The sequence below is a fragment of the Pseudomonas sp. KBW05 genome (assembly GCF_003852405.1).
Lineage (GTDB): Bacteria > Pseudomonadota > Gammaproteobacteria > Pseudomonadales > Pseudomonadaceae > Aquipseudomonas.
Map to the genome: position 1 here is coordinate 31553 of NZ_QAJM01000016.1, position 21789 is coordinate 53341.

The 21789-nt window shown below is 63.0% G+C and carries 18 protein-coding genes; 5 read left to right on the top strand and 13 right to left on the bottom strand.

What is annotated here, in order from left to right; genetic code table 11:
* Positions 1-211 precede the first annotated feature (211 nt).
* Complete coding sequence (locus tag DBR46_RS14710) at positions 212-1210, bottom strand: haloacid dehalogenase-like hydrolase (protein WP_177414075.1); 999 nt, start codon at positions 1208-1210, stop codon at positions 212-214.
* Between the two features lie 299 nt (positions 1211-1509).
* Here DBR46_RS14710 and DBR46_RS14715 point away from each other — a divergent pair, with 299 nt between their 5' ends.
* Entirely contained in the window at positions 1510-2901 is a 1392-nt protein-coding gene (locus DBR46_RS14715) for an L-cystine transporter (RefSeq protein ID WP_124526789.1), read from the top strand.
* A gap of 96 nt (positions 2902-2997) precedes the next feature.
* Here DBR46_RS14715 and DBR46_RS14720 read toward each other — a convergent pair whose 3' ends face one another.
* Complete coding sequence (locus DBR46_RS14720) at positions 2998-3510, bottom strand: dihydrofolate reductase (RefSeq protein ID WP_124526790.1); 513 nt, start codon at positions 3508-3510, stop codon at positions 2998-3000.
* A 69-nt stretch (positions 3511-3579) separates the two neighbouring features.
* Here DBR46_RS14720 and DBR46_RS14725 point away from each other — a divergent pair, with 69 nt between their 5' ends.
* Complete coding sequence (locus tag DBR46_RS14725) at positions 3580-4950, top strand: DUF2868 domain-containing protein (protein WP_124526791.1); 1371 nt, start codon at positions 3580-3582, stop codon at positions 4948-4950.
* Positions 4943-6310 (top strand): DUF3482 domain-containing protein, encoded by a 1368-nt coding sequence (locus DBR46_RS14730; RefSeq protein WP_124526792.1) that lies wholly within the window; start codon positions 4943-4945, stop codon positions 6308-6310. The genes DBR46_RS14725 and DBR46_RS14730 overlap by 8 nt, the downstream gene beginning before the upstream one ends.
* Here the strand turns inward: DBR46_RS14730 and DBR46_RS14735 are convergent.
* From DBR46_RS14735 to DBR46_RS14765, 7 genes are all read right to left on the bottom strand, one after another.
* Complete coding sequence (locus DBR46_RS14735) at positions 6307-6861, bottom strand: phosphonate degradation HD-domain oxygenase (RefSeq protein WP_124526793.1); 555 nt, start codon at positions 6859-6861, stop codon at positions 6307-6309. The genes DBR46_RS14730 and DBR46_RS14735 overlap by 4 nt on opposite strands.
* Entirely contained in the window at positions 6861-7994 is a 1134-nt protein-coding gene (locus DBR46_RS14740) for a TIGR03364 family FAD-dependent oxidoreductase (protein WP_124526794.1), read from the bottom strand. Before DBR46_RS14740 ends, DBR46_RS14735 begins: the two co-directional genes overlap by 1 nt.
* 125 nt (positions 7995-8119) lie before the next feature.
* Positions 8120-9142: a putative 2-aminoethylphosphonate ABC transporter substrate-binding protein gene (locus DBR46_RS14745; RefSeq protein WP_124526795.1), complete on the bottom strand. Its 1023-nt coding sequence runs from the start codon at positions 9140-9142 to the stop codon at positions 8120-8122.
* Positions 9143-9161: 19 nt separating this feature from the next.
* Complete coding sequence (locus DBR46_RS14750; RefSeq protein ID WP_124526796.1) at positions 9162-10874, bottom strand: putative 2-aminoethylphosphonate ABC transporter permease subunit; 1713 nt, start codon at positions 10872-10874, stop codon at positions 9162-9164.
* Between the two features lies 1 nt (position 10875).
* On the bottom strand, positions 10876-11940 hold the full coding sequence (locus DBR46_RS14755; RefSeq protein ID WP_124526797.1) for a putative 2-aminoethylphosphonate ABC transporter ATP-binding protein: 1065 nt from the start codon (positions 11938-11940) through the stop codon (positions 10876-10878).
* A gap of 249 nt (positions 11941-12189) precedes the next feature.
* A complete protein-coding gene (locus tag DBR46_RS14760; RefSeq protein ID WP_124526798.1) occupies positions 12190-13053 on the bottom strand; it encodes a LysR family transcriptional regulator in 864 nt (287 codons plus the stop codon).
* A gap of 16 nt (positions 13054-13069) precedes the next feature.
* Entirely contained in the window at positions 13070-15310 is a 2241-nt protein-coding gene (locus DBR46_RS14765; protein ID WP_124526799.1) for a heavy metal translocating P-type ATPase, read from the bottom strand.
* A gap of 85 nt (positions 15311-15395) precedes the next feature.
* Between DBR46_RS14765 and cadR the strand changes: the two genes are divergently transcribed.
* Positions 15396-15836: a Cd(II)/Pb(II)-responsive transcriptional regulator gene (gene cadR, locus DBR46_RS14770; RefSeq protein ID WP_124526800.1), complete on the top strand. Its 441-nt coding sequence runs from the start codon at positions 15396-15398 to the stop codon at positions 15834-15836.
* 130 nt (positions 15837-15966) lie between these two features.
* On the opposite strand, the gene DBR46_RS14775 is transcribed toward cadR, so the two are convergent.
* The 3 genes from DBR46_RS14775 to DBR46_RS14785 form a co-directional block, all read right to left on the bottom strand.
* The gene (locus tag DBR46_RS14775) at positions 15967-16800 is read right to left on the bottom strand and encodes a thymidylate synthase (RefSeq protein ID WP_124526801.1); all 834 of its coding nucleotides are present in this window, start codon (positions 16798-16800) and stop codon (positions 15967-15969) included.
* 54 nt (positions 16801-16854) lie between these two features.
* Positions 16855-17667: a prolipoprotein diacylglyceryl transferase gene (lgt, locus tag DBR46_RS14780; protein ID WP_124526802.1), complete on the bottom strand. Its 813-nt coding sequence runs from the start codon at positions 17665-17667 to the stop codon at positions 16855-16857.
* 64 nt (positions 17668-17731) lie between these two features.
* Entirely contained in the window at positions 17732-18514 is a 783-nt protein-coding gene (locus DBR46_RS14785) for a sulfite exporter TauE/SafE family protein (RefSeq protein WP_124526803.1), read from the bottom strand.
* A gap of 120 nt (positions 18515-18634) precedes the next feature.
* Here DBR46_RS14785 and DBR46_RS14790 point away from each other — a divergent pair, with 120 nt between their 5' ends.
* Positions 18635-19381 (top strand): NRDE family protein, encoded by a 747-nt coding sequence (locus DBR46_RS14790; RefSeq protein WP_124526804.1) that lies wholly within the window; start codon positions 18635-18637, stop codon positions 19379-19381.
* 113 nt (positions 19382-19494) lie between these two features.
* Here the strand turns inward: DBR46_RS14790 and ptsP are convergent, their stop codons facing one another.
* Positions 19495-21774 (bottom strand): phosphoenolpyruvate--protein phosphotransferase, encoded by a 2280-nt coding sequence (gene ptsP, locus DBR46_RS14795; RefSeq protein ID WP_124526805.1) that lies wholly within the window; start codon positions 21772-21774, stop codon positions 19495-19497.
* Positions 21775-21789 lie beyond the last annotated feature (15 nt).

Genomic DNA, 21789 nt, shown 5'->3' on the forward strand with positions numbered 1-21789 from the left:
CCTTGAGAGGAACGGGGGGGTTCAGGAGGTGTGCACGCTAGCAGAGGATGAGATTGGTTCGCAATTGATATCTATTTTTTACTGTGGGTTATGCGGTGTTTTTGAGGCCGTCTTCGCGAGCAAGCCCGCTCCCACAGTTGACCGCATTCTCATGTTGAAACGCGGTCAAAATGTGGGAGCGGGCTTGCTCGCGAATGCAGGCGACTCGGTCTTACTGAATGTCGTCAGGCTTCACAATCACCCAATTCTTGTCCGCCGTCACCGCCAACCCTTCCTTGGCCTGCGCCGCCGCATGCTTGGCGATCATGCCATTGAGTTGGGTCATGTATTTGTCCTTGCGGTTGATCCACAAATGCACGCCCCCCTTGGCCACGTCCACATCGTGAAACAGCATGTAGCCATCGCTCGTTGGCGTGTCGCCGCCCACCAGCACCGGTTTTTTCCATTCGTCGATGTAGGTGAGGATCGCCGCATGCTTGCCGGCCATCCAGGTCGCTGGAGTCCACAGGTAAGGCGTGAGTTCCAGGCCAAGGTTGGCCTTCTCGTCGTATTTACCGGCGCTGATCTGTTTGCGTGCGGTGGTCAGCTCGCCGGTCTTGCGGTCCTTGAGCAAGGTAGTCACGCCGATGACGTTCTCGGGTTTGACGTTGTAGCCGTACTTCGGATCAGCCGCGACCATGCGCACCAGCTCTTCGGAGGCGGCGGTCATCACGTACACGTCGATGCCGTTTTCCATCAGCTTGTTGTACAGCTCCTGCTGGCCGGTGAAGATTTTTGGCGGCTGCACTTCGGATTTTTTCACCACATCGCCTTCGAAATAGCTGACCGGCACCGGTTTGCCGGAGGCCATCAGCTCGTCGACCTGGACCTTGAGTTCCTTGAGGGTGAAGCCGGAAAACACCTGGGCGACCCACGGGTAGCAGACCATGTCGTCCACTTCGCAGAGGCGATAGTAGTAACTGAACAGGCTCTCTTTATGTTCGGCAGTGTCTTTGAACGGCATCAACTTGAGCGACGGATCGAGGCTGTCGCGGGTGATCAGGCCCTTGTTTTCCATGTAGGGCAACAGGGATTCTTCAAGGTCGTAGCGGTAACTGGTGTTGTCCATGTCGAACACCGCGAAGTTACCCTTGTTGGCGTTGGCGGCGATCATCTCGTCTAGTTGCTTGGCCGCCGGGGCAGGCCAGTGTTTCAACTCGGTGGCGGCCATGGCGTGGCCGGCGAGGCCCAGGCACAGTGCGGCGGCAAACAGTCTCGAAGCGAGCTTCATATGCGTTTTCTCCCTGAGTGAAAGACATCGACGCTAACAAATCCGTGTGACAGCCATCACCCGAGCACGACCGCCTGCATCGCAATTGCGCCAACGCCATATGCCTGAGCGTCAAATGCTTATTCCAAAAACGACAGTCACCATTCCATATCGGTATTAAATCAATATATTTCAAGCTGTTAGGCTTTCCGGTTCGCAATCGCAGGCTCACGCGATTGGCAGCCTCTGACGGAGCTTCAATGAATCTGCCCCTGATTCTCAACTTACTGGTGTTCGTGGCCCTGTTACTGGGCCTGGCACAAACCCGCCGCACAAACTGGAGCCTCGCCAAGAAGGTGTTGTTCGCCCTGGCCCTGGGCGTGGCGTTTGGTGTGGCGCTTCATACCATTTACGGCGCCGGCAACCCGGTGCTCAAGGCGTCCATCGGCTGGTTTGACCTGGTCGGCAATGGCTACGTGCAATTGCTGCAAATGATCGTGATTCCGCTGGTATTTGCCTCGATCCTCAGCGCTGTGGCCCGCCTGCACAACGCCGCGTCCCTGGGCAAGATCAGCTTCCTGACCATCGGCACCCTGCTGTTCACCACTGCGATTGCGGCGTTGATCGGTATCGGCCTGACCAACCTGTTCGGCCTCACCGCCGAAGGTCTGGTGGCCGGCACCCAGGAAATGGCGCGCCTGCAAGTGATCCAGAGCGATTACGCGGGCAAGGTCGCTGACCTGAATATCCCGCAGTTGCTGCTGTCGTTCGTGCCGTCCAACCCGTTCGCCGACCTGGCGCGGGCCAAGCCGACGTCGATCATCAGCGTGGTGATTTTCGCTGCATTCCTGGGGGTTGCCGCGCTGCAACTGCTCAAGGATGACGTGGAAAAAGGCCAGAAAGTCCTCAACGCCATCGACACCCTGCAAGCCTGGGTGATGCGCCTGGTGCGCCTGGTGATGAAACTCACGCCCTACGGCGTATTGGCGCTGATGACCAAGGTGGTCGCCGGCTCCAACCTGCAAGACATCATCAAGCTCGGCAGTTTCGTCGTGGTGTCGTACCTGGCCCTGGGCCTGATGTTTGTGGTGCACGGCCTGCTGCTGTCCCTGGCCGGGATCAACCCGCTGCGCTTCTTCCGTAAAGTGTGGCCGGTGCTGACGTTTGCCTTCACCAGCCGCTCCAGCGCGGCGGCGATCCCGTTGAGCATCGAGGCGCAGACCCGTCGCCTGGGCATCCCGCAGTCCATCGCCGGCTTTGCCGCCTCGTTTGGCGCGACCATCGGCCAGAACGGTTGCGCGGGTCTTTATCCGGCGATGTTGGCGGTGATGGTAGCGCCTACCGTCGGCATCAACCCGCTGGACCCGCTGTGGATCGCGACCCTGGTGGCGATTGTGACCTTGAGCTCGGCCGGTGTGGCCGGCGTGGGCGGCGGTGCGACGTTTGCCGCGCTGATCGTGCTACCGGCGATGGGCTTGCCGGTGTCACTGGTGGCGTTGCTGATTTCCGTGGAGCCGCTGATCGACATGGGCCGCACGGCGCTGAACGTGAACGGTTCGATGACGGCGGGGGCGATTACCAGCCAGATCATGGGGCAGACGGATAAGGCGTTGTTGGATGCGGATGAGCATGCTGAGTTAGTGCAGGTCTGATGGACCGCATTCGCGAGCAAGCCCGCTCCCACATTTTGACCACATTCTCATGTTAGAACTCGGTCAAATGTGGGAGCGGGCTTGCTCGCGAAGCTCTTAAGCTCTTTCCCAAACCTCAAAGTTGTAAGCAGGCTTATCACCTTCAGCCGGGTTCTCCTGATTGGAGACCAGTTTCCACTGGCCCTGATCAAACTCCGGAAACCAAGCATCCCCTTCCGGGCTCAACCCCACCCGCGTCAAATACAGGCGATCCGCCTGCTCCAGCCCCTGCGCATACAACTGCGCCCCACCGATCAGCATCAGCTCATCCACGCCCTGAGCCAACGCCCATTCTTCGGCACGCTCCACCGCCGCTTCCAGCGACGGAAAAACTTCCGCACCTTCAAGCGCCAGATCGGTCTGACGGCTGACCACAATGTTCAAGCGCCCCGGCAACGGTCGACCGAGGGAGTCCCAGGTCTTGCGCCCCATAATGATCGGCTTGCCGAGGGTCGTGGCCTTGAAATATTTGAAATCCCCCGGCAAATGCCAGGGCATGCTGTTGTCGACGCCGATCACGCGGTTTTCACCGAGGGCTGCGATCAGGCTTAAAGGGAGAGTTTTTTTCATGGCGACGAGAATACCAGAGCCACGAGCCAGGGGTTATGCTCCAGGCTCACCAACACAACAGGACGGCGCGTGACTCCCCTGCACACACTCTGGCTGACGGAAACAGTGCGCCTGCGTGAAGAACACGCCGGCCCCCTGGAAGACCAGGAAGCCAACCGCCTGGCCCGCGCGGCCGGTGGCGACCTGCCGACGCGCATCCAGCAGCGCGCCCTGCACCTGGCCGAGCGCGATGGCCTGACCGTCGCCCTGACCCGCTGGCTGCAAGGCGCACGCCTGGCGCTGGTGTTGCTGGCAATCGTCGCGGTGATCAGCGGCGCCGGGCTGGCGTTTGCGGCATTGGGCAACGGCCTGACGCCGGTCAACGTGTTCTGGGCGCTGGGCAGCTTGCTCGGGTTGAATCTCATCTTGTTGATCAGTTGGGCCCTGGGCTTGCTGTTTGCCGGCGAACACGGCGCCAGCCTCGGGCGCTTGTGGTTGTGGCTCAGCGAAAAGCTCGCCCGCGACGCCAAGGCCGCGCAACTGGCGCCGGCGCTGCTGTTGCTGCTGCAACGCCAGAAACTCAATCGCTGGGCCGTGGGCGTGCTGGTCAACGGCCTGTGGCTGCTGGCATTGCTCAGTGCGCTGGTGATTCTGCTGACGCTGCTCGCCACCCGCCGCTACGGTTTCGTGTGGGAAACCACCATCCTCAGTGCCGACACCTTCGTCGCCGCGACCCAGGCCCTGGGCAGCCTGCCCGCCCTGCTCGGCTTCAACGTGCCCACTGTCGAGATGATCCGCGCCAGCGGCGATTCCGCCCTGAACATCGAAAGCGCCCGCCAAGCCTGGGCCGCGTGGCTGGTCGGCGTGTTGCTGGTCTACGGCCTGCTGCCGCGCCTGATCCTCGCCCTGCTCTGCCTGTGGCGCTGGAAACGCGGGCGCGCCGCCCTGCGCCTGGACCTCAACCTGCCCGGCTACAGCCAACTGCGCGAACGCCTGATGCCCAGCAGTGAGCGCCTCGGCGTCAATGACGCCGCCCCGGACCAACTGCACCAGGTCAGCAGCGGCGTCAGCGAACTGGAAAGCGACGGCGCCCTGCTAGTGGCCATCGAACTGGACGATCAACACCCGTGGCCGCCCAAGCTGCCGGCCAACGTGAAAGATGCCGGCATCCTCGACAGCCGCGAATCGCGGCACAAACTGCTGGAGCAACTCACACGCTTCCCGCCCGCGCGCCTGGCCATCGCCTGCGACCCACGGCGCTCGCCGGATCGCGGCAGCCTGGCGTTGATCGCCGAGCTTGCGCGCAGCGCCAGCGCAACCCGCGTATGGTTGCTGCAAGCCCCGCCCGGCCAGGCGCTGGACGCCGAACGCCTGGGCGACTGGCACACCGCGCTGCAACAGCTGGAACTGCCCTTCGCCGACTGCGTACCGCTGAACTGGTTGGAGACCGGGCATGACTAAACCGCTGAAACTCGCCGTGGTCGGCCACACCAATGTCGGCAAGACCTCGCTGCTGCGCACGCTGACCCGCGACGTGGGCTTTGGCGAAGTGTCCCATCGCCCCAGCACCACGCGGCATGTCGAAGGTGCGCGCTTGTCGGTGGACGGCGAAGCGCTGCTGGAGCTGTACGACACTCCCGGCCTGGAAGATGCCATCGCCCTGCTCGACTACCTGGAACGCCTGGATCGCCCGGGCGAACGCCTCGACGGCCCGGCGCGCCTGGCCCGGTTCCTCGACGGCAGCGAAGCGCGCCAACGTTTCGAACAGGAAGCCAAGGTGCTGCGCCAACTGCTGGCCTCGGACGCCGGCCTGTATGTGATCGACGCCCGCGAGCCGGTGCTGGCCAAGTACCGCGACGAGCTGCAAGTGCTGGCCAGTTGCGGCAAGCCATTGCTGCCGGTGCTCAACTTCGTCAGCAGCAGCGACCACCGCGAGCCGGACTGGCGCGAAGCCCTGGCCCGCCTGGGCCTGCATGCGCTGGTGCGTTTCGACAGTGTGGCGCCACCGGAAGACGGCGAACGGCGCCTGTATGAAAGCCTCGCCCTGCTGCTGGAAAGCGCACGGCCGCAACTGGAACGCTTGATTCTCGACCAGGAAGCCCAGCGCCAGGCCCGTCAGCAAAGCGCTGCACGCTTGATCGCCGAACTGCTGATCGACTGCGCCGCGTGCCGGCGCAGCGTGGTGCCCGCAGACGAACCGCAAGCCATCAACGACCTGCGCAAAGCCGTGCGCCAACGTGAACAGAAGTGTGTGGAGGCCCTGCTCAAACTGTTCGGTTTCCGCCCGCAGGACGCCGCCGCCAGCGACTTGCCGCTGCTGGATGGCCGCTGGGGCGATGACCTGTTCAACCCGGAAACCCTCAAGCAACTCGGCGTGCGCGTCGGCGGCGGGATCGCCGCAGGCGCGGCCGCCGGGGCCGGTGTAGATCTGCTGGTCGGCGGCTTGACCCTGGGCGCCGCGGCCTTGGCCGGGGCGATTGCCGGTGGTGCGCTGCAAACCGCGCGCAGCTACGGCGGCCGCCTGCTGGGCAAGATCAAGGGCCAGCGCGAACTGACCGTGGACGACGGTGTGCTGCGCCTGCTCGCCCTGCGCCAACGCCAGTTGCTCAAGGCCTTGAACCAGCGCGGGCATGCGGCGATGCACAGCATCAAGGTCGACACGCCCCAGGACAAAAGCTGGCGCGAAGGCAAGTTGCCGGACGCACTGCACAAGGCTCGTGCCCACCCGCAATGGTCGTCCCTCAACCCTCATGCCAAGCTCAGCCAGGCCGAACGCCAGGAGCAGGTCGAAGCCTTGGCCCAGCGCCTCGACGAAACCTAAGCCGCCAGCACTTGCCGCGCCTTGGCCTTGAGCAGTTCAAGGTCGAGCACCGGGACGTGCATTGCCTTGGCCTGCTCATCCCAATAACGCATGCGCAGGCTGACGGCGCAGAGCGGGTCTTGTTCGAACGCATGGGCTTCTTCGGCGCTCATCACACCGCCTTGATAGCCCAACGTGCGGCGGCTGGCTTCGCTCAGGCGCGCGTAGTAATCCGGCTGGCTGAACGTCAGATAACGCTTGGCCTGCACGTGGTATTCCACCAGCTTGGCCAGGCGCTCGCTGAACCCTGCGCGGCGCAGGTAATCCGCCCCCAGTCGTTCATGGCTGACCACGCCGTAGCCGCCCATGTTCTCGCCGCCTTGGCCGCAGAGATGGCCGATGTCGTGGAAAAACGCCGCCAGCACCACTTCATCGTCAAAGCCTTCGGCCATCGCCCACTGCGCGGCCTGGGACATGTGCTCGATCTGCGACACCGGCTCGCCGATGTAATCCGCCGTGCCGTGCCTCTCATACAAGCCGAAGACCTCGGCAATCGCCTGTTCCGGGCTCATCACGCTGCGCCCCACAACAGGCTGATATTGCGCTCGGCCAGCGCCGGCCCGACGCTCATGCCCACACCGGTGTGCATCAACGCCGCGTTCACCCCGGATGCCGCCCGCAGGAACGAAAACGGCCCCGGCCCGCGTGAGCCGTACACGCCCTGCCAGCGCTCGACCACCTGGATCTTGCACCCCAGGGTCTGTTCCGCCAGTTCGATCATCCAGTCATCCACCTGCTCGGCATTGAACGGCGAGGCATCGCTGCCATAGTCGTGGGAGTCGCCGATGATGAGTTCGCCATGGGGCGTGGGGCTGATCAGCAAGTGGATGCCGTGTTCATGCAGCTGCGGTGCTTCACGCAGGATTTGCGCCTGCACGGCGGCGGCCTCGGGCAGGTCGGCGAAAGCGCCGTAGTGCACGCAACTCAAACCGGTGAGCAACGCATGTTGCAGGTTCAAGTTCGCCGCTGGCCGCGCGCGCAGCATTTGCAGGCGGCAGATGCTCGGGTTGAGCTCTGCCATCGCGTCGGCCAGCAGGGTTTGGTAGTCATGCCCGGAGCACACGATGATCTGCTCACCGCGAAAGCTGCCCGCCGTGGTGTGCACCAGGCCGGGTTCGACATCGCGCACCAGGGTGGAAAAATGAAACTCCACCTGCAGTTCGTTGCGCAGGTAGTGGATCAACGCCGGGATCGCTTCGCGCGAATACAGTTGCTGATCGTCCCGGCCATGCAGCGCGGCGCGGTGATGGCGGAACTGGCCGCCGTACAGGTCATTCAGCGCGGCGCCTTGCAGCAGTTCGACGTGGTAGCCGTGCTCCTTGGCGCGACCGGTGCAGAAGGCTTCCAGCAGATGCTCTTCGGCCTCGGTACGGGCGAACAGGTACGAGCCGTTGCACTTGAGTTGCAGGCCGGCGACCTGGGCCCAGTGCCCCCAGATTTCGCGGCTTTCCCGCGCCAGGTCAAGCATCGGGCCAGGCGGTTGGCCGGTGACCAGGGCCTGGCCGAAGTTGCGCACCGAGGCGCCCAGCGGGGTGGCGCTGCGTTCGAAGACCTTGACCTTGAGGCCGCGTTTGGCGGCGGCATAGGCGTGGGACAGGCCGAGGATGCCGGCGCCGACAATTAGCAGGTCGGTGGGGTGTGTCATGGAGTGATGTCCTGAATTCAAGGCCGCCTTCGCGAGCAAGCCCGCTCCCACATTTTGATTTGTGAACACATTCAAATGTGGGAGCGGGCTTGCTCGCGAAGAGGCCAGCAGCCCTAACGAAAAAATTACTGACCAGCAACCTTCTCCGACTTGCCGTCATAGCGCTTACGCCATTCGGTCAGGATGCTGTCGCGATTCTTCGACGCCCAGGCAAAGTCATTCTTGATCAGGCGCTGCTCATAGTCCGCTGGCAACTCGGTCTGCGGCTTGGCGATCCCCGGCTGGGCGAGGACGGCGAAGTTGTCCTTGTACAAATCCATTGCAGCGGCGCTTGCCGAGAAGTCAGCGAGCTTTTTCGCCGCGTCCGCATGGGCGGTGCCCTTCATCACTGCCGTGGCTTCGATGTCCCAACCCAGGCCCTCTTTCGGCAGGATGATGTCCAGCGGCGCGCCCTGGCGTTTCAGCTGCACCGCCGGGTATTCAAAGGAAATCCCAATCGGGAATTCACCCGACGCCGCCAACTTGCACGGCTTGGAGCCGGAGTGAACGTATTGGCCGATGTTCTGGTGCAGGTCGTCCATGTACTGCCAGCCTTGCTTCTCGCCGTAGGTCTGCAACCACGCGCTCACATCCAGGAAGCCGGTGCCGGACGACGCCGGGTTGGGCATGACGATCTTGCCCTTGTACTCAGGCTTGGTCAGGTCCTGCCAGCTCACGGGTTTGCTCAGGCCTTGCTTCTCGGCTTCGACGGTGTTGAAGCAGATGGTCGCGGCCCAGACGTCCATGCCCACCCAGGCCGGAGGGTTGGCAGGGTCGCGGTAGTTCTTGCCGATCTTGTCCAGGTCCTTGGGTGCGTAGTTGTCCAGCATGCCTTGCTGGTCGAGGATCGCCAGGCTGGACGCCGCCAGGCCCCAGACCGCGTCGGCCTGCGGGCGGTCTTTCTCGGCCAGCAGCTTGGCGGTGATGATGCCGGTGGAGTCGCGCACCCACTTGATCTCGATGTCCGGGTTGGCCTTTTCGAAGGCCTGCTTGTAGGTCTTCAACTGCTCGGCTTCGAGGGCCGTGTACACAGTGAGGTCGGTCTTGGCGAAGGCATTCAGGCTGAATGCAGACAGTACGGCAGCGACCAGCGCCAGGGGCTTGAACATGGAACACCTCCTATCGGGATTATTGGCCGGGCGCGGTCTGGCGCCAGGCTTGGGAGCGACGCAGGGCGCCACGGGAAGCCCACGCCAGCAGCAGCGAGACGCCGGCCGAGGTGAGCAGGATCAGGGTGGACATGGCCGCCGCACCGCCCACGTTGCCGGCGTCGTCCATGTTCAACACGGCGACGGCGGCGAGGATGGTGTCGGGGCTGTAGAGAAAGATCGCAGCAGACACCGTGGTCATCGCCGACACAAACAGGTAGCGCACGATGTCCAGCAACGCCGGCAGGCAGATCGGCACCGTGACTTTCAGGTAATGGCGGTACAGCGGCGCCTTGAGGGACAGCGCGGCGGCTTCGAACTCGGCGTCCAGTTGGCGCAACGCGGTGGTGGCGGTCATCTGTGCGGTGGTCAGATAGTGCGCAATGGTGCACACCACCAGCAGGGTCATGGTCCCGTAGAACACATGCAGCGGGTTGCCGTTGAGGTTGAAAAAGAACACGTAGCCCAGGCCCAGCACCAACCCCGGCACGGCCATCGGCACAAAGCTGAGCATGCGCAGCGCGAGGTTGAGGCCCTTCTGGCCCTTGGTCTTTTCCATCAGGTAGGCGCCGGTGAAGATCAGCACGCTGCCGATCAACGCGGTGCACAAGGCCATGGTCAGGCTGTTGCGGTAGGCCAGCCAGCCGCCGCCGGCGGTGTCTTCGAACTGGTAGTGGTTCAGCGACAGCGACAGGTTGTACGGCCAGAATTTCACCAGCGAGGAGTACACCGCCATGCCGAACACCAGCAGCAATATGGCGCAGATCAGCAGGACGATGGCCAGGTAGCAGCCGTCCCTCAAGCGCGATGGCACCGGCTGGAACACTTGGGCGCGGCCGCTCATCGCATCGCCGTGACGGCGGCGCAGCCACGCATCCACGCCAAAGCTGAACAGCGCCGGCAGCAGCAACACCATGCCGATCAACGCGCCGCGACCGAACTGCTGCTGGCCGACCACTGCCTTGTAGGCTTCCAGTGCCAGCACTTGATAATCACCGCCCACCACCACGGGCACGCCGAAGTCGGTGATGGTCAGGGTAAACACCAGGCAGAACGCGGCGAACACGGCCTGGCGCGTGGCCGGCCAGGTGATGCTGCGAAACGCCCGGGCCGGGCTGGCGCCCATGCTGGAGGCAGCGTCGAACAGGCGCGCATCCGCCAGGGACAGCGCCGACAGCAGGATCATCAGAGCGTGTGGGAAGGTGTAGATCACTTCGCCGAGAACGATGCCCCAGAAGCCGTAGATATTTTCCGAGAGCAGCCCAAGCAGCATGCCTTGGTTGCCGAACAGATAAACCAGCGCAATCCCCGGCAGCATCGACGGCGCCATCAAGGGCAGCAGGGACAGGCCGCGCCAGATCGCCTTGCCGGGAATCAGCGTGCGTTGCAGCGCGTAGGCAAACAGGTAGGCCAGCGGTACGACAATGGCCGCGACGCTGAGGGAAACTTTCAGACTATTGCCGAGCAGCCAGTGGAAGTTGGCGCTGCTGATCAATGCTTGAGCAGCGACGAGGCCGCCGCCCTGCCCGGCTTCGCTGCTGAAACCGCGCCAGAAGATCGCCAGCAACGGTAGCAAGACGGCGACGCCCAGCAAGCACAGCCAGAGCAGTTTGCCGCCGACCACAAACAGGCGGTCGCCGAGTTCGGCACGGGAAGCCTGGCGCGCGGCCGGCAAGGTCATGACAGCCCCCATCTCAGGCAAACACCTGCAGGCTGCGCGGCGGCAAGGCCACCCAGATGTCCTGGGCGCCCAGGCGTGGCATGGCTTCCGGCGCCAGTTCGGCGAGCAATGCGTGGCCGGGAAGTTGCTCCAGTTCGAAGCTCATGCGGCAGCGATTGCCGAGAAAGGTGATCTCGCGAACCTTGGCCGGGAACAGGTTTTCTTCATGCACCGGCGGGTTGACGCTGATGGCTTCCGGGCGGCAGAACAGACGCCCGGACCTGGCCACGCCGGCATCATCGGCCAGGCGCATGTTCATCCCGCCGACCTGGGCATGGCTGGCGCTGTTGCGGCTGAAGGGCAGCCAGTTGCCCTGGCCGACAAACTCCGCCACAAACGGCGTGGCCGGGCGGTCGTAGATTTCCTGGGGCGTGGCGTATTGCTCGACCTTGCCGTTGTTCATCACGGCGATGCGATCGGCCATCAACATGGCCTCGTCCTGGTTGTGGGTGACCATCAGCGTGGTGATGCCCAGGCGCCGTTGCAGTTGGCGCAGCTCGGTACACAGATGCTCACGCACGCGGGCGTCGAGGGCCGACATTGGCTCATCCAGCAGCAACAACGAAGGGGCCGGCGCCAAGGCGCGGGCCAGGGCGACACGTTGTTGCTGGCCGCCGGAGAGTTGGCCGGGGTATTTCTTTTCGCTGCCCAGCAGGCCGACCAGCTCCAGCATCTGCCCGACGCGCTGGCGCACTTCGTCGCGGCCGCTGCCGGTGAGGCCGTAGCCGATGTTCGCTTCGACGGTCAGGTTGGGAAACAGCGCGTAGGACTGGAACAAGATGCCGTAGTCCCGCGCCTGGGGCGGCAGCAGGGAAACGTCGCGGTTGCCCAGGTAAAGTTCACCGCTGTCCTGGCGCTCCAGGCCGGCGATGCAGCGCAGCAAGGTGGTCTTGCCACAGCCGGACGGGCCCAGCAGGCACACCAGCTCACCGGCGGCGACATCCAGGGACACGTTGTCCAGCGCAGTGAAAGCGCCGAAGCGTTTCTGGACATTGCGCACCTTCATCGGTGCGCCGGGTTGGGTCAGGGCAGTGTTCATGCAAGGCACCTCATCAAACGGATGAAGGCCATGCTAGGCAGGGAATGCGTCGCTGGTGTGGCAGGAAGGCAAAAGGTGGTGATAGTGGTATTGGTGGATTTGGGTAGGGGTCAAAGAGATGTGGCGGCTGGTCTACCGCTTTCGCGAGCAAGCCCGCTCCCACATTTTGACCGCATTCTCATGTTGGAACTCGGCCAAGTGTGGGAGCGGGCTTGCTCGCGAAGAGGCCCTCACAGCCACCGCAAAAACTCAGAGGGGCGACATTTCCTGCGCCAACCCCAGAAACGCCGCCGGCAACCGCGCGCCCTTGCGTTCCTTGAGGCAGTACAAATACTCCGGGATCTGCGGCGCATTCTCGATGGTCAGCACGCGCAACTGCGGGTCATGGGGCACTTCCTGGCGCGCAATGATGCTGATGCCGATATTGCGTAACACCGCCTCGCGGATCGATTCGCGGCTGCCGATTTCCAGCAACGGCCCGTAGCTCACATTGGCACCATGCAACATCGCTTCCGTCAGCCGCCGTGTGGTCGAGCCCGCTTCGCGCATCAACAAGGTGTGCCCGGCCAGTGCGCTGAGGGGCACATGGTCGAGCTTGGCCAGGGGATGGTCGCGATGTACGGCCAGCACCAGCGGGTCGGTGCCGAGCACGCGGCGGACCAGGCGCGGGTCTTCGAGCAGTTGCGAGGATGCAGCGACATCGACGCGGTAATCGTCCAGCGCTTCCAGCACCTGCTGGGAGTTGCCGATTTCCACCGACACTTCCACTTGCGGCAAGCGTTCGCGAAAGGCTTTGACCAAATCGAGGATGTAGTACGGCGCCGTCGCGGCGATGCGCAAGGCACCCTGGACCTGGCCGTTGTTGCGCAGGAAAAACTCGATGTCCGCTTCCTGTTGCAACAGGGCCTTGACCATCGGCAGCAGCCGCGCGCCCTCGTCGCTGACGGTGAGGCGGCGCCCGCCTCGGTAGAACAGCTCGACGCCGTACTGGCTTTCCAGGTTGCGGATCTGCGTGGTGACGGTGGGCTGGCTGAGGCCGAGTTTTTTCGCCGCCTGGGTAATGCTGCCCAATCGCGCGACCATGAAAAACGCCTTTAGCTCAGCACTCAGCACACCACCCTCACATCATCTATTTGCGCAGCAGGCGCAGGCCATTGAACACCACCAGCAGGCTCACGCCCATGTCGGCGAACACCGCCATCCACATGGTGGCCATGCCCAGGAAGGTCACGGCCAGGAAGATCGCCTTGATCACCAGCGCCAGGGCGATGTTCTGCTTGAGGATACTCGACGTTTGCCTGGAGAGCCGAATGAATGCCGGGATCTTGCGCAAATCATCGTCCATCAGCGCCACGTCGGCGGTCTCGATAGCCGTGTCGGTGCCCGCTGCGGCCATGGCAAAACCGATCTCGGCGCGGGCCAGGGCCGGGGCGTCGTTGATGCCGTCGCCGACCATGCCGACGCGATGGCCTTGGCCGTAGAGGGTTTCGATGGCTTGCAGTTTGTCGGTGGGCAGCAGGTCGCCACGGGCCTGATCGATGCCGACCTGGGCACCAATCGCCTGGGCCGTGTGGGTGTTGTCGCCGGTGAGCATCAGGGTCTTGATGCCCAGTTCGTGCAACTGCTGGATGGCTTCGCGGCTGCTGTCCTTGACCGTGTCGGCCACCGCGAACAGCGCCAGCGGGCCGGACTTGTCGAGCAGCAGCACCACGGACTTGCCTTGTTTTTCCAGGGCGAAGAGTTTTTCTTCCAGCTCCGGCGAGCACAGGCCGAGGTCTTCCACCAGGCGGTGGTTGCCCAGGTGGTAGGTTTCGCCGTTGATATCACCGCGCACACCGCGACCGGCCAGGGCCGCAAAGTTATCCACAACGTGGCTCGGCAGGTTTTTATCCACAGCCGCATTGGCGATGGCCAGGGACACCGGGTGGTCGGAACGCCCGGCCAAACTGGCGGCCAGGGCGGGAGCGCTGTCTTCGACGTTGGGGAACAACGCCAGGTAATCGGTTTGCACCGGCTTGCCGTGGGTGATGGTGCCGGTCTTGTCGAGGGCCAGGTAGTCGAGCTTGTAACCGCCCTCCAGGTACACGCCGCCCTTGATCAGGATGCCTTTGCGCGCCGCTGCCGCGAGGCCGCTGACGATGGTCACCGGGGTGGAGATCACCAGCGCACACGGGCAGGCCACCACCAGCAGCACGAGGGCGCGGTAGATCCAGTCGAACCACGCACCGGCCATGAACAGTGGCGGAATCAGCGCCACACCGAGAGCAAACAGGAACACCGCCGGGGTGTAGATTTTCGAGAAACTGTCGACAAAACGCTGGGTCGGCGCGCGGGCGCCCTGGGCCTGTTCCACGGCGTGGATGATGCGCGCCAGGGTGGAATTGTCGGCCGCTGCGGTGACCTTGTACTCCAAGGCGCCGGCCTGGTTGATGGTGCCGGCGAAGACTTTGTCGCCGACGGTCTTTTCAATCGGCAAGCTTTCACCGGTGATCGGCGCCTGGTCGATGGTGGATTGGCCGGCGGTGACTTCACCGTCCAGACCAATGCGCTCACCTGGTTTTACCCGCACGATGGCGCCCAATTCAATGCTTTTGACCTCTTGTTCAACCCACGAACCGTCCGCCTGCTGCACCGTGGCCTGTTCCGGGGTCATCTGCATCAAGCCGCTGATGGCATTGCGCGCACGGTCCAGGGACTTGGCTTCGATCAACTCGGCAACGGTGAACAGGAACATCACCATCGCCGCTTCCGGCCACTGGCCAATCAGCACCGCGCCGGTGACGGCGATGCTCATCAACGCGTTGATGTTCAGGTTGAGGTTCTTCAGGGCAATCCAGCCCTTTTTATAGGTGGTGAGGCCGCCGCTGAGGATCGACACCAGCGCCACCAGCGCAATCACCCACGTCGGGGCGGCGTCTGTGAAGTGCAGCACTTCGGCGCCTAACGCACCCACGCCGGACAACGCCAGCGGCCACCAGTGCTTCTTGGCGGGCGGCGCGGCAGCCGGGGTACCTTCTTCGATGGGGTCGGCCTGCATGCCGATGGCCTTGATCGCATCGATGATCGGCGCGGTGCTCGGCAGGTCGTGGGTGACGCCGAGGATGCGGTTGATCAGGTTGAATTCCAGCTGCTGCACACCGGCGAGCTTGCCCAGTTTGTTCTGGATCAGCGTTTGCTCGGTGGGGCAGTCCATGGCTTCGATGCGGAACGTGCTCAGGCGCGAGCCGGCGGTGGGCGCTTCGTTGAGCGTCACCTTGGCCGGGGCCGGGCTGCCGGAACAGCAGGAGCCACCGTGGTTATGCACAGGCGTGAGTTTTTTCTCGCCATGATCGTGGTCGTGTTTGTGCGGGGTGTGGATGGAATCGCTCATTCTGTCGCGTCCGTAGAGGTGCCTGTTGCCAAGTAAAGACCCTGTAGCCACTATAGGGTCAAGCACCCATTTGGAGATTGCTGCGATGAAGATCGGCGAACTGGCCAAACTGACCGACTGCCCGGTGGAAACCATCCGTTATTACGAGAAGGAAGGCCTGCTGCCGCCTCCGGCACGTACCCACGCCAATTACCGCGTGTACACCCAGGCGCACACCGAGCGGCTGGTCTTTATCCGCAACTGCCGCAGTCTGGACATGACCCTGGAAGAAATCCGCAGTTTGCTGGGGCTGCGCGATAGCCCGCAGGACCAGTGTGAAAGCGTGAATGCGCTGATCGACGAGCATATCCACCATGTGAAAGCGCGGATTGATGGGTTGCTGGCGTTACAGGAGCAGTTGCTGGACTTGCGTCAGCGCTGCGGCGGTGGGGAACAGTGCGGGATTTTGCAGCGGTTGGAGGTCAGTGGGAGTGTGGCGGCCAGTGAGGCCGAGCCTTCCCATGTGGGCAGAAGCCACGGCCACTAAATCAAGTGAGCACGGACTAAATGTGGGAGCGGGCTTGCTCGCGAAAACGGTGTGTCAGTCAAAGATGTTCCAACTGAACCACCGCATTCGCGAGCAAGCCCGCTCCCACACAAGCTCGATCCCACATTGATCAGATGGCGACGTCAGCCTTGATGCTCGGATCGGCGTCATACCCCACAATCTCGAAGTCTTCAAACTTGTACTCATAGATCGACGCAGGCTTACGCTTGATCACCAGCTCCGGCAGCTTTTTCGGCGTACGCGCCAGCTGGGTCTGGATCTGTTCCATATGGTTGCTGTACGCGTGGGTGTCGCCGGTGGTGACGATGATCTCGTGGGGGATCAGGTCGCACTGCTGGGCCAGCATATGGGTGAGCAGCGCCAGCGCGGCGGTGTTGTACGGCAGGCCGAGGAACACGTCGGAACTGCGGATATACAGCTGCATCGACAGGTGACCGTCGTGCACGAAGGCCTGGTACAGCAGGTGGCACGGAGGCAGGGCTTGCTTGCCGTTGCGCGCGTTTTCCTGGGGGCTCTTGGTTTCGTCGGGCAGGTACTCGACGTTCCAGCCGTGGAACAGGATGCGGCGGCTGTTGGGGTTGGTCTTCAACGTCTCGACCATGTAGTCGATCTGGTTGATCTTGCCGCCGTCCTTGGTGGGCCAGGCGGTCCACTGCTCGCCGTACACCGGGCCGAGGTCACCGTCTTCGGTGGCCCATTCGTCCCAGATCTTCACGCCGTTTTCGTTCAGCCACTTGATGTTGGTGTTGCCGCTCAACATCCAGATCAGTTCGTTGGCGATGCTCTTGAAGTGAAGCTTCTTGGTGGTCAACAGCGGGAAGCCGTCGGCCAAGTTATGCCGATACTGACGGGCGAACACGGCTTTGGTGCCGGTGCCGGTGCGGTCGCCCTTGGTCAGGCCATTGGTCACGACGTCGTTCAGTAGTTCGAGATATTGCTTCATTTAAGTACCCGTATCGTTGAAGCCGAGGCTGCTCGACAGCCTCGGCATTCGAATTTAAAGCGTCGCGTTCTTCAGCGGTTGCGGACGGTTGTACGCCCACCACAGCAGGCCCAGGCCGGCGAGGATCATCGGAATGCTGAGGATCTGCCCCATGGTCACCCAGCCCCACGCCAGGTAGCCCAGTTGTGCATCCGGCACCCGCACGAACTCGACGATGAAACGGAAGATCCCGTAGAACAACGCGAACATGCCCGACACCGCCATGGTTGGGCGTGGCTTGCGCGAGAAGATGTAGAGGATAAGGAACAGCGCCACACCTTCCAACGCAAACTGGTAGAGCTGCGACGGATGGCGCGGCAGTTGCGCCGGGTCGCTGAACGGTGGGAACACCATCGCCCATGGCACGTCGGTCGGCTTGCCCCACAACTCGGCGTTGATGAAGTTGCCGATGCGCCCAGCGCCCAGGCCGATCGGCACCAGCGGCGCGACGAAGTCCATCAGTTGGAAGAACGATTTGCCGTTGCGACGGCCGAACCACCAGGCAGCGATCATCACGCCGATAAACCCGCCGTGGAAGGCCATGCCGCCCTTCCAAACCTCGAAGATCAGCGTCGGATTGGCGATGTACGCCGACAGATCGTAGAACAACACATAACCGAGTCGCCCGCCGACGATCACCCCCATCGACAGCCAGAAGACCATGTCGGAGAGTTTCTCCTTGGTCCAGGTCGGGTCGAAACGGTTCAGGCGCCGGGAGGCCAGCAGCCAGGCGCCGCCGATGCCGATCAGGTACATCAACCCGTACCAGTGGATTTTCAGCGGACCGATGGCCAGGGCCACCGGGTCGATCTGCGGGTAAGGCAGCATTGCGACTCCTCGTTAATCATTCGTTATAGCGCCCGGACCATGCCGGGCTGCGATTAAGCCTGCGTTACAGCAAAAAATTCAAACCGACGCAAAACAGCAAAGCGGCGAACAGCCGCTTGAGCAAACGCGGCGACAACTTATGCGCCAGGCGCGCGCCGAAGCGGGCAAACACCATGCTGGTCAGGGCAATGCCCAGCAGCGCCGGCAAATACACGAACCCTAGACTATGAGCGGGCAGCAGCGGGTCATGCCAGCCCAGAATCATGAAACTTAATGCACTTGCCAAGGCGATCGGCAGGCCGCACGCCGAGGACGTCGCCACCGCCTGTTGCATCGGCACGCTGCGCCAGGTCAAAAACGGCACGGTCAGCGAACCGCCGCCAATCCCGAAAATCGCCGAAGCCCAGCCGATCACCGTGCCGGCCAGGGTCAAGCCGAGCTTACCGGGCACCGTGCGGCTGGCCTTGGGCTTGACCTCCAGGGCCAGTTGCAGGGCGATCACCAGGGCAAACACACCGATAACCTTCTGCAAGTGCGGGCCGGAGATCGCCTCGGCGGTCAGCGCGCCGAAACCGGCACCGATCAGGATGCCCACGGTCATCCACACAAAGATCGGCCAACGCACCGCGCCACGCCGGTGGTGCTCACGCACGGCGTTGATCGAGGTAAAGATGATGGTCGCCAGGGACGTGCCCACGGCCAGGTGGGTCAGCACCTGCGGGTCGAAGCCCTGCAAGGTGAAGCTGAACACCAGCACCGGCACGATGATGATGCCGCCGCCCACGCCAAACAGCCCGGCGAGTACGCCTGCACAGGCGCCCAGCGCCAAATACAGCAAAAATTCCATGGGAGCCCCCCAAACAAGTCCGGCATGTTAACGGATGGAAGGCATGCGACCCAACTGGTGACGATGGAACGCCTGCGCTTGAGTGCGTAGAGTGGCAAAAAACACAAAAGGGATCGCCTGATGTGCCTGATTGTTTTCGCCTGGCGGCCAGGGCATGCCCAACCGCTGATCGTCGCGGCCAACCGTGATGAGTTCTACGCCCGCCCCAGCCTGCCGCTGGCCCAGTGGCCGGATGCGCCCGAGGTCTACGCCGGGCGTGATCAGGAAGCCGGCGGTACCTGGCTGGGGGTGAATGCCGATGGGCGCTTTGCCGCCCTGACCAACATCCGCGACCCGCACCAGCCGCCAGCCCGCAAGTCCCGCGGGGAACTGGTGGCGCGTTTTCTCAATGGAACCCTGCCGATTGACGACTATTTAGCCGACGTTAACGGCCGTTCGATTGAATATGCCGGGTTTAACCTGTTGGTAGGTACGCCGGATGAGTTGTGGCATTACAACGCCAATCACACCGAGCCGACGCGCTTGCAGGCCGGCGTGTATGGGTTATCCAACGCCGGGCTGGATACGCCGTGGCCCAAGTTGCTCAAGGCCAAGGCGGCGTTGAGTGCGGTGCTGGATGACCCGCAGCCGGAGGCGTTGCTGGAGATTTTGAGTGATCCGCTGACAGCGCCGTTTGCCGATTTGCCGGATACCGGGGTGGGGTTGGCGACGGAGAGTCTGTTATCCAGCGTGTTTATTGCCAGCCCCAGTTATGGGACGCGGGCGAGTACGGCGTTGATTGTGAATGCGGATGGGACGCGAAGGATGGTGGAACGCAGTTTTGGGCCTCATGGGGGGCGGCTGGGTGAGGTAGAACTGGAGATTTAGCGGTGTTTGGGCTGGCGCTATCGCAGCGATGCGGCGACCCGACAAGCCAGCTCCCACAGGGGAATGCATTCCAAATGTGGGAGCTGGCTTGCCTGCGATGGCCGCGCCTCGGTCTAGAGGGTTTTGGCCGAGGCCGGGTTGATCATCCGCGTCAGCCCCAGGTTCTTCAGCGCCAATTGCAACGAGCTGTGGATAACTTGCGGGTTATCAATGGTCATCAACTCCGCCAGCAGGTCCTTGGCCATGCCCAGGTCAACCTGGCGCAGCATCCACTTCACCTTTGGCAAGTTGGTGGCGTTCATCGACAGGCTGTCAAAGCCCATCGCCATCAACAGCACCGCTGCCGCCGGATCGCCGGCCATCTCACCGCAGATGCTTACCGGCTTGCCTTCGGCATGGGCGTCGCGCACCACGTGTTGCAAGGCTTGCAGCACCGCCGGGTGCAGGTAGTCATAGAGATCGGCCACCCGTGGGTTGTTACGGTCCACGGCCAGCAGGTATTGGGTCAGGTCGTTGGAGCCCACCGAGAGGAAGTCCACCTGGCGCGCCAATTCCTTGGCCTGGTACACCGCTGCCGGAATTTCGATCATCACGCCAATCGGCGGCATCGGTACGTCGGCGCCTTCGTCGCGTACTTCGCCCCAGGCGCGGTGAATGAGGTGCAGCGCCTCCTCCAGCTCATGGGTGCCGGAGATCATCGGCAGCAGGATGCGCAGGTTGTTCAGGCCTTCGCTGGCCTTGAGCATGGCGCGGGTTTGGACGAGGAAAATTTCAGGGTGGTCGAGGGTCACGCGGATACCGCGCCAGCCGAGGAAGGGGTTGTCTTCCTTGATCGGGAAATACGACAGTGACTTGTCGCCGCCGATATCCAGGCTGCGCATGGTCACCGGTAACGGGTGGAAGGCCTGCAGTTGCTCGCGATAAATCGCCAGCTGCTCCTTCTCGCTCGGGAAACGCTGGTTGATCATGAACGGCACTTCGGTGCGGTACAGCCCCACCCCTTCAGCGCCACGCTGTTGCGCGCGGGCCACATCGGCCAGCAGGCCGGTGTTGACCAGCAGCGGTACGCGATGGCCGTCGGTGGTCACGCATGGCAGTTCGCGCAAGGAATCGAGGCCCAGCGCCAGTTGTTTCTCTTCTTCCACCACTTCGGCGTATTGCTTGCGCAGCACGTCGCTGGGGTTGGTAAACACTTCGCCGCGATGGCCATCGACGATCATGTCGATGCCGTCGACCTTGGCGTACGGCAGGTCCACCAGGCCCATCACCGTCGGGATACCCATGGCCCGAGCCAGGATCGCAACGTGGGAGTTGCCCGAACCCAATACGGAGACCAGGCCCACCAGCTTGCCTTCCGGCACTTCGCCCAGCTGGGTGGCCGTCAGTTCTTCACTGACCAGGATGGTGTTGTCGGGGAAGACCATGTTGGTAGAGCGGTCTTCCTGCAAGTAGGCCAGCAGACGGCGACCCAGGTCGCGCACATCCGAGGCGCGCTCGCGCAGGTAGTCGTCGTCCATCATTTCGAAGCGGGTGACGTGATCGCTGACCACTTGGCGCAGCGCGCCCTGGGCCCACTGGCCGGTCTTGATCACGGTCTTGACTTCGTTACCCAGGGACGCGTCGTCGAGCATCATCTGGTACACGTCGAACAGCGCGCGCTCTTCGGGGCGCAGCTGGGTGGCCAGCTTGTTCGACAGGTTGCGCATGTCGGCGCGCACGCCTTCCAGGGCGGTCTTGAACAGTTTGATTTCGGCGTCGATGTCTTTGACGGTCTTGTCCGGCACCACATCCAGGTCTGCTGGCGGCAACATGACCACCGCCGTACCGACCGCAGCGCCCGGCGAACCGGGTACGCCGACGAACTTGGCTTCCTGGATGCCCTTGCCCTCGCGCCCCAGGCCGCGAATCGAGCCGGTGGCCTCGGCGTGGGCGATTACGCCGGCGAGCTGCGCGCTCATGGTCACGAGGAAGGCTTCTTCACCTTCGTCGAACTGGCGGCGTTCTTTCTGCTGGATGACCAACACGCCGACAACGCGGCGGTGGTGAATGATCGGCGCACCGAGGAACGAGGCGTAACGCTCTTCACCGGTTTCGGCAAAGTAGCGGTAACGCGGGTGATCGGCCGCGTTTTCAAGGTTCAGGGGTTCTTCACGCGTCCCCACCAAGCCCACCAGACCTTCATTGGGCGCCATGCTGACCTTGCCGATGGAGCGCTTGTTCAAGCCCTCGGTGGCCATCAGCACAAAACGGTTGGTCTCGGGGTCCAGCAGGTAAACCGAGCAGACCTGGCTGCCCATGGCTTCCTTGACGCGCAACACAATAATCCCCAACGCCGCCTTGAGATCCTTGGCGGAGTTAACTTCCTGGACGATCTTGCGCAGCGTATTGAGCATGGCTCGGGGTCGAAC

Excerpts from the sequence above, each read along its gene's own strand:
- lgt (WP_124526802.1), bottom strand. The coding sequence starts at position 17,667 with ATGCTGCCTTACCCGCAGATCGACCCGGTGGCCCTGGCCATCGGTCCG.
- DBR46_RS14730 (WP_124526792.1), top strand. The coding sequence starts at position 4,943 with ATGACTAAACCGCTGAAACTCGCCGTGGTCGGCCACACCAATGTCGGC.
- DBR46_RS14750 (WP_124526796.1), bottom strand. The coding sequence starts at position 10,874 with ATGGGGGCTGTCATGACCTTGCCGGCCGCGCGCCAGGCTTCCCGTGCC.
- cadR (WP_124526800.1), top strand. The coding sequence starts at position 15,396 with ATGAAGATCGGCGAACTGGCCAAACTGACCGACTGCCCGGTGGAAACC.
- DBR46_RS14775 (WP_124526801.1), bottom strand. The coding sequence starts at position 16,800 with ATGAAGCAATATCTCGAACTACTGAACGACGTCGTGACCAATGGCCTG.
- DBR46_RS14710 (WP_177414075.1), bottom strand. The coding sequence starts at position 1,210 with ATGGCCGCCACCGAGTTGAAACACTGGCCTGCCCCGGCGGCCAAGCAA.
- ptsP (WP_124526805.1), bottom strand. The coding sequence starts at position 21,774 with ATGCTCAATACGCTGCGCAAGATCGTCCAGGAAGTTAACTCCGCCAAG.
- DBR46_RS14790 (WP_124526804.1), top strand. The coding sequence starts at position 18,635 with ATGTGCCTGATTGTTTTCGCCTGGCGGCCAGGGCATGCCCAACCGCTG.
- DBR46_RS14745 (WP_124526795.1), bottom strand. The coding sequence starts at position 9,142 with ATGTTCAAGCCCCTGGCGCTGGTCGCTGCCGTACTGTCTGCATTCAGC.
- DBR46_RS14735 (WP_124526793.1), bottom strand. The coding sequence starts at position 6,861 with ATGAGCCCGGAACAGGCGATTGCCGAGGTCTTCGGCTTGTATGAGAGG.
- DBR46_RS14740 (WP_124526794.1), bottom strand. The coding sequence starts at position 7,994 with ATGACACACCCCACCGACCTGCTAATTGTCGGCGCCGGCATCCTCGGC.
- DBR46_RS14785 (WP_124526803.1), bottom strand. The coding sequence starts at position 18,514 with ATGGAATTTTTGCTGTATTTGGCGCTGGGCGCCTGTGCAGGCGTACTC.
- DBR46_RS14720 (WP_124526790.1), bottom strand. The coding sequence starts at position 3,510 with ATGAAAAAAACTCTCCCTTTAAGCCTGATCGCAGCCCTCGGTGAAAAC.
- DBR46_RS14765 (WP_124526799.1), bottom strand. The coding sequence starts at position 15,310 with ATGAGCGATTCCATCCACACCCCGCACAAACACGACCACGATCATGGC.
- DBR46_RS14755 (WP_124526797.1), bottom strand. The coding sequence starts at position 11,940 with ATGAACACTGCCCTGACCCAACCCGGCGCACCGATGAAGGTGCGCAAT.
- DBR46_RS14715 (WP_124526789.1), top strand. The coding sequence starts at position 1,510 with ATGAATCTGCCCCTGATTCTCAACTTACTGGTGTTCGTGGCCCTGTTA.